General features: G+C 73.0%; 5 protein-coding genes. 2 read left to right on the top strand and 3 right to left on the bottom strand.

Annotated elements, in window-relative coordinates:
- Window positions 1-136: 136 nt before the first annotated feature.
- Together ACS04_RS30160 and rpsA are read right to left on the bottom strand one after the other, a co-directional pair.
- The gene (locus ACS04_RS30160) at window positions 137-1,075 is read right to left on the bottom strand and encodes a PAC2 family protein (RefSeq protein ID WP_048480000.1); all 939 of its coding nucleotides are present in this window, start codon (window positions 1,073-1,075) and stop codon (window positions 137-139) included.
- 179 nt (window positions 1,076-1,254) lie between these two features.
- Window positions 1,255-2,763 (bottom strand): 30S ribosomal protein S1, encoded by a 1,509-nt coding sequence (gene rpsA / locus ACS04_RS30155; protein WP_030292147.1) that lies wholly within the window; start codon window positions 2,761-2,763, stop codon window positions 1,255-1,257.
- A 367-nt stretch (window positions 2,764-3,130) separates the two neighbouring features.
- Here rpsA and ACS04_RS30150 point away from each other — a divergent pair, with 367 nt between their 5' ends.
- Both ACS04_RS30150 and hrpB read left to right on the top strand, forming a co-directional pair.
- On the top strand, window positions 3,131-3,979 hold the full coding sequence (locus tag ACS04_RS30150; RefSeq protein WP_048479999.1) for a class I SAM-dependent methyltransferase: 849 nt from the start codon (window positions 3,131-3,133) through the stop codon (window positions 3,977-3,979).
- A gap of 7 nt (window positions 3,980-3,986) precedes the next feature.
- On the top strand, window positions 3,987-6,566 hold the full coding sequence (hrpB, locus tag ACS04_RS30145; protein ID WP_048479998.1) for an ATP-dependent helicase HrpB: 2,580 nt from the start codon (window positions 3,987-3,989) through the stop codon (window positions 6,564-6,566).
- Here hrpB and pgfA read toward each other — a convergent pair.
- Window positions 6,550-7,504, bottom strand: a 955-nt coding sequence (pgfA, locus tag ACS04_RS30140) for a cell envelope lipid trafficking protein PgfA (protein ID WP_048479997.1), incomplete at its 5' end; no start/stop codon positions are given. The genes hrpB and pgfA overlap by 17 nt on opposite strands.

The following is a 7,504-nucleotide window of genomic DNA, read 5'->3' as shown; positions in this document are numbered from 1 at the left end:
CCGGCACACGGGAACACCCACCACCCGCTCGCTGATCGCCTACGACCACTGACCCGAGCACTTCGGACTTACTCGTCTAGTCCCCGCGCCCCGGCCCCCGTACGACCCCCCGCCCCGGCATCCCGGGAAGGGGACCTCAGCCCTCGCCCTCGCGCTCCGCCAGGAAGCGCTCGAACTCGCGGCCGATCTCGTCCGCCGACGGGATCTCCTGCGCCTCCGCGATCATGTTGCCCCGCGTCTCGGCGCCGGCCGCCGCGTCGTACTGGTGCTCCAGCCCCTGGACCAGGGCGACCAGCTCCTCGTCGCCCTCGCGGATCTGCCGGTCGATCTCCGTCTGCGTACGGTGCGCCTCGGTGCGCAGCGCGTGGGCCACGGCCGGCAGGACCAGCCCGGTCGCCGCCGTGATCGCCTCCAGCGCCGTCAGCGCGGCGTCCGGGTACGCGGAGCGCGCCACGTAGTGCGGTACGTGCGCGGCGACGCCCAGCACGTCGTGTCCGGCCTGCCCGAGACGGAACTCCACGAGCGACTCGGCGCTGCCCGGAACCTGGGCCTCGTCGAAGGGGCTGCGGTGGCCCGGCATCAGGTCGGTCCGGTTGCCGTGCGGGGTGATCCCGACGGGGCGGGTGTGCGGGACGCCCATGGGGATGCCGTGGAAGTTGACCGAGAGCCGGACGCCGAGGCGCTCGACGATCTGCCGGACGGCGACGGCGAAGCGCTCCCACTCCACGTCCGGCTCGGGGCCGGAGAGCAGCAGGAACGGGGCGCCCGTGGCGTCCTGGACGAGGCGCACCTCAAGGCGCGGTTCCTCGAACTCGGTCCAGTGGTCGCGCTGGAACGTCAGCAGCGGGCGCCGGGCGCGGTAGTCGACCAGGCGGTCCGCGTCGAACCGGGCCACGACCTGGTGGGGAAGCGTGTCGAGCAGCCGCTCGACGATCTGCTCCCCGGCCTCGCCCGCGTCGATGTACCCCTCGAAGTGGTAGAGCATGACCAGCCCGGCCGAGTCCTGGGCGAGGGCCAGATCAGCCACTGCCAGGCCCTTGGCGTCCCATTCGTACAAACCCTGTGGATCAAGCACCGTCACCACTCCTCCTCGCTGCCTTCTGTGCGCACAACGTCCAAGGCGGCGGCTCCATTCCCCAGTTGGCCCTCTTCACAGCAACGCAACACGACGCGGGGAACGCGACGAGGCCCGCCCCCCTGAGGGGACGGGCCTCGTCTTCAGCTCAGCTCACACCGGGGTGTGATGCGCTGCGATCAGCTCTGGCCGCCGGCCAGCTTCTCGCGCAGCGCGGCCAGGGCCTCGTCGGAGGCCAGGGCGCCCGAGGTCTCGTCCGACTCCGAGGAGTAGGAACCACCCGAGATGCCCGCACCGGCGTTGCCACCGGCGGCCGGGGCGGCAGCGCCCTCGGCAGCGGCGGCCTCGTCGGCCTCGCGGCTCTTGATGACCTGCGCCTGGTGCTGCTCGAAGCGGACCTGCGCCTCGGCGTACTGGCGCTCCCACGTCTCGCGCTGGGTCTCGTAGCCCTCGAGCCAGTCGTTGGTCTCGGGGTCGAAGCCCTCGGGGTAGATGTAGTTGCCCTGGTCGTCGTAGGACGCGGCCATGCCGTACAGGGTCGGGTCGAACTCGACCGACGCCGGGTCGGCACCGAAGGACTCGTTGGCCTGCTTCAGCGACAGCGAGATCCGGCGACGCTCGAGGTCGATGTCGATGACCTTGACGAAGATCTCGTCGTTGACCTGGACGACCTGCTCCGGGATCTCCACGTGGCGCTCGGCCAGCTCGGAGATGTGGACCAGACCCTCGATGCCCTCGTCCACGCGGACGAACGCACCGAACGGAACCAGCTTGGTGACCTTACCCGGGACGACCTGACCGATCTGGTGCGTACGGGCGAACTGCTGCCACGGGTCCTCCTGCGTCGCCTTCAGCGACAGGGAGACACGCTCGCGGTCCATGTCCACGTCGAGGACCTCGACGGTGACTTCCTGGCCGACCTCGACAACCTCGGACGGGTGGTCGATGTGCTTCCAGGACAGCTCGGAGACGTGGACGAGACCGTCGACGCCACCCAGGTCCACGAAGGCACCGAAGTTGACGATCGAGGAAACGACGCCGGAGCGGACCTGACCCTTCTGCAGGGTGGTGAGGAACGTCTGGCGGACCTCGGACTGGGTCTGCTCCAGCCAGGCGCGGCGGGACAGGACCACGTTGTTGCGGTTCTTGTCCAGCTCGATGATCTTCGCCTCGAGCTCCTTGCCCACGTAGGGCTGGAGGTCGCGGACGCGGCGCATCTCGACGAGGGAGGCCGGCAGGAAGCCGCGGAGGCCGATGTCGAGGATGAGACCACCCTTGACGACCTCGATGACGGTACCGGTGACGATGCCGTCTTCTTCCTTGATCTTCTCGATCGTGCCCCAGGCGCGCTCGTACTGGGCGCGCTTCTTGGACAGGATCAGACGGCCTTCCTTGTCCTCCTTCTGGAGGACGAGGGCCTCGATCTCGTCGCCGACCTTGACGACCTCGTTCGGGTCGACGTCGTGCTTGATCGAGAGCTCACGGCTCGGGATCACGCCTTCGGTCTTGTAACCGATGTCGAGCAGGACCTCGTCCCGGTCGACCTTCACGATGACGCCGTCGACGATGTCGCCGTCGTTGAAGTACTTGATCGTCTCGTCGATCGCGGCGAGGAAGGCTTCCTCGTTACCGATGTCGTTGACCGCTACCTGCGGGGTGGTAGAGGTGGTCTCGGTGCTGCTCGTCATGTGGGAAAGGGCTCCGGTTACGGACAGAAAGTCGTAGGTACTGCTACGCCGGGAGCCCTTATCGGCATCTGCCGAAGAAGCCGGACAGCCAAGGAAGCCCCTACTCCGCCGTGAAGCGGTCAGGGCCTCGAAAACCGAGGGGACATCAACAGATGCAAGCGCAGCCTGCTAGGTCTGAGGAGCACAGGCTCGCAGCGCAACTTGTAGCATACGGGGGCAGCCGGACAGGGTCAATGCGCGAAGGCGCACACCCCGGGCGGATCGCCGCATAACCGGCACAATTCGTGGGCGGGCGGGCGCCGATGGCCCTTCCCTGCCATGTTGCGACTCTTTCCGACTCCTTCCGCAGACTACGACGACGGGCCCCATGAACCAAGAGGACTACGCCCCCGAAGACGCGTACGAGGCCGGGGACGCCGCCGGCGAGGACGCCGAGGCCACCCGGCGCGAGGCCGGCGATGCGGAGAGCAGCCGGGCCAGCCGGGGCTGGTGGGACCGCAACGCCGACGAGTACCAGAACGAGCACGGCGCCTTCCTCGGCGACGACCGCTTCGTCTGGGGGCCGGAGGGGCTGGACGAGGCGGACGCCGCGCTGCTCGGCCCGGCGGACTCCCTCAAGGACAAGGACGTCCTGGAGATCGGCGCCGGCGCCGCCCAGTGCTCGCGCTGGCTCGCCGCCCAGGGCGCCCGCCCCGTCGCCCTCGACCTCTCCCACCGCCAGCTCCAGCACGCCCTGCGCATCGGAGAAGGCGTACCGCTGGTCGAGGCCGACGCCGGACGCCTGCCCTTCCGCGACGCCTCCTTCGACCTCGCCTGCTCCGCCTACGGGGCGGTCCCCTTCGTCGCCGACCCTGTGAACGTCATGTGCGAGGTCCACCGCGTCCTGCGCCCCGGCGGCCGCTGGGTCTTCTCCGTGACCCACCCGATCCGCTGGGCCTTCCCCGACGAGCCCGGCCCGGAGGGGCTGTCGATCGCGGCCTCCTACTTCGACCGGACCCCGTACGTCGAACAGGACGAGCAGGGCCACGCCGTCTACGTGGAGCACCACCGCACCCTCGGGGACCGGATCCGCGACGTGGTGGCGGGCGGGTTCCGCCTGGTGGACCTGGTGGAGCCGGAGTGGCCCGCGTGGAACACCCAGGAGTGGGGCGGCTGGTCCCCGCTGCGCGGGAACCTGATCCCCGGCACCGCGATCTTCGTCTGCGAGAGGGACTGAGGCCCCCTTGAGCCGACAGCCGCGCCAGGCCGAACTCGACGCCCTTCCCGTACGGGAGGCAGTGCCCGCGCTGCTGCGCGCACTGGACGCCCACGGCACGGCGGTGCTCTGCGCGCCGCCCGGCACCGGCAAGACCACGCTGGTGCCGCTGGTACTGGCGGGGCTGGTGGGGCCGGCGGCCGGGGGGCCGCGGCGCAAGGTGGTCGTCGCCGAGCCCCGGCGGATCGCCGCCCGCGCGGCGGCGCGGCGGATGGCCTGGCTGCTGGGCGAGCCGGTCGGCGGCTCGGTGGGCTTCACCGTGCGCGGCGAGCGGGTGGCGGGGCCGGACACGGTGGTGGAGGTGGTCACCACCGGCGTCCTCCTCCAGCGCCTCCAGCGCGACCAGGAGCTCGCCGGCGTGGACGTGGTGGTCCTGGACGAATGCCACGAGCGGCACCTGGACGCCGACACGGTCGCCGCGTTCCTGCTGGACGTACGGGAGACCCTGCGCCCGGAGCTGCGGCTGGTGGCGGCTTCGGCGACGACGGACTCCGCGGGCTGGGCACGGGTCCTCGGCGGCGCGCCGGTGGTGGAGGCCGCGGGGGTCTCGTACCCGGTGGAGACGGTCTGGGCCCCGCCGGCCCGGCCGGTGCGGCCCCCGCACGGGATGCGGGTGGACCCGGCGCAGCTGGCGCACGTCGCCTCGGTGGTGCGGCGGGCGCTGGCGGAGCGCTCGGGGGACGTGCTGTGCTTCCTGCCCGGCGTCGGCGAGATCGCCCGCGTCGCGGGGCAGCTGGGCGGCGTGGAGGCGGAGGTGGTCCAGCTCCACGGCCGCGCCCCGGCCGCCGTACAGGACGCGGCCCTGTCCCTCGCACCCGGCCGCCGGGTCATCCTCTCCACGGCGGTGGCGGAGTCGAGCCTGACCGTGCCGGGGGTACGGGTGGTCGTGGACTCCGGGCTGGCCCGCGAACCGCGGGTGGACCACGCGCGGGGGCTGGGGGCGCTGGCGACCGTACGGGCATCGCGCGCGGCCGGGCGCCAGCGGGCCGGCCGGGCCGGGCGCGAGGCTCCGGGGACGGTGTACCGCTGCTGGGCGGAGGCGGAGGACGGCCGGCTGCCGGCGTTCCCCTCGCCCGAGATCCGGCTCGCGGACCTGGCGCAGTTCTCGCTGCAGGCGGCCTGCTGGGGCGATCCGGACGCGGCCGGGCTGGCCCTCCTGGACCCCCCGCCGGCCGGGGCGATGGCCGCGGCGCGGGAGGTGCTGGTGGCGGTGGGCGCGGTCTCCGCGGCGGGCGCCGTGACCCCGCGCGGGCAGCGGATGGCCCGGCTCGGGCTGCACCCGCGCCTGGCCCGGGCCCTGCTGGACGGCTCCGCCGGGCTGGGAGCCCGGCGGGCGGCGGAGATCGTCGCCCTGCTGAGCGAGGAGCCGCCGCGGGAGTACGGGGACGACCTGGCCGCCGCCTGGCGCCGGGCCCGCGCGGGCGCCGACGCGTACGGCTCCCGCTGGCGCGCGGAAGCCCGGCGCCTGGAACGCGCCGCGGGCGGCGGGGACGGGGCGCCGCGGGCCGCCGGCGGAGGCGGGGCTGCGTCGCGCGCCGCCGCCGGTGCGCACTCCGACGACGCCGCCGCCGGGCTCGTCGCGGCCCTGGCCTTCCCCGAGCGCGTCGCCAGGGCCAGGGGGCAGGGGACGTTCCTGATGGCCTCCGGCACGGCGGCCGAGCCCGGCGAGGGGTCGGGGCTGCGCGGCGCGCCCTGGCTCGCCGTCGCCGTCGCCGACCGGGGCCCGCATTCCGCCTCCGCCCGGGTCCGGCTGGCCGCCGTCATCGACGGGGACACCGCCCGGGCCGCGGCCGGCCACCTGCTCCGGACGGCCGAGGAGGTGCGCTGGGAGGACGGCGACCTCGTCGCCCGCACCGCCGAGCGGCTCGGCGCCATCGAGCTGGCCGTGCGCCCGCTGGCCAAACCCGACCCGGTCCTCGTCCGGGCGGCCCTCCTCGACGGCCTGCGCAGCGAGGGCCTGGGCCTGCTGCGCTGGACCGAGGACGCGCGCACCCTCCGCGCCCGGCTCGGCTTCCTGCACCGCACGCTCGGCGGCGGCTGGCCGGACGTACAGGACGACGGCGTCCTGCTGGAGCGCGCCGACGACTGGCTGGAGCCCGAGCTGTCCCGGGCCCGCCGCCGCGCGGATCTCGGGAGGATCGACGCCGGTCAGGCGCTGAACCGGCTGCTGCCCTGGGCCACCGGCGAGGCCGCCCGCCTCGACGAGCTGGCCCCCGAGCGGATCGAGGTGCCCAGCGGCTCCCGGATCCGCCTGGACTACGGCTCCGGGCAGGGGAACGGTCAGCCCGTGCTCGCCGTGAAGCTGCAGGAGCTGTTCGGGCTGGCGCGGACCCCGGAGGTGGCCGGGGTTCCCGTCCTCGTACACCTGCTCTCCCCGGCCGGGCGGCCCGCCGCCGTCACCGCCGACCTCGCCTCGTTCTGGCAGGGTGGCTACCGCGCCGTGCGCGCCGAGCTGCGCGGCCGCTACCCCAAGCACCCCTGGCCGGAGGACCCGGCGACCGCCGAACCCACCCGGCACACGAACGCCCGGCTCAGACGCCGGCCGTGAGCTGCGCGGCGCGGCCCTCCCCGTCCCGGGTTCCGCTGCGGCGCCGGCCCCGGGCCTCCAGCCACAGCGCCAGCCCGAGCAGGACGAGGGCGCCGGCCGCCAGTCCGGCCGGCGCGTACGTGTGGAGCGCGAGGACCTTCGTACGGTTCGACTTGACCAGGTCGACGGTGTACCGGGCGTAGTCCTCGCGCATCTTCACGTGCCCGGCGAAGACGGTGAGCCTGCCCTCGGGTGCGCCGGCCGCGATGCCGCCGCGCATCTCCTGTTCGATGACCTGCTCGGCGTTGACGGGCGCGCCGGTCACCGGGTCGACCCAGAACATCGCCTTCACCTGGTACCAGAGGCTGGTGCCGGTGGTCTGCTCGAAGGTCTTCGGGTCGATGCCCTCGATCGGCATCTTCTTCGGCAGCGAGACCTTCGTCCACGGGACGGTCTGCTCGTAGTAGTAGACGTCCATCCCGCGGTAGGTGCGCGGGCCCACGTAGTGGATGGGCGAGGCGGTGCGGGTCTGCGCGTCGAAGTAGAGGTAGTCGCGCGGCTCGGCGAAGAAGGGCCACTTGAACTCGATGCCCTCGCGTCTGACCGGGTCGCCGTCGACCATCTCGCCGGTGGCGTGCACCGGGTCCTGGGTGTGGGCGTCGAAGATGTAGCGCTCGGGTATTTGGGAGACCATCTTGCCGTCCGGGCCCATGATGTACGACAGGGTGTCCCAGACGACGACGTCCTTGCCGGCGCTCGCCTCGATCTCCCGGGACGCCTCGACGTTGCCCTTCAGGGTCTGGACGATGGTGACCTTGTCGACCTTCTTGGGCTGCATGCCGGCGGTGTAGTCGAGGAGGGTCGCGTCCTTCGCCTCCAGGACCATCTCCTGGTACTGGTTCGGCGGGATCTTGGCGAGCCGGGGGTAGGCGTACCAGCGCAGCAGCGGTGCGAGGGCG

This window comes from Streptomyces roseus (assembly GCF_001044425.1).
In the GTDB taxonomy this organism is placed as follows: domain Bacteria; phylum Actinomycetota; class Actinomycetes; order Streptomycetales; family Streptomycetaceae; genus Streptomyces; species Streptomyces roseus.
The sequence above is the reverse complement of the archived record's forward strand: the minus strand, read 5'-3'. Positions and strand labels throughout refer to the sequence as shown.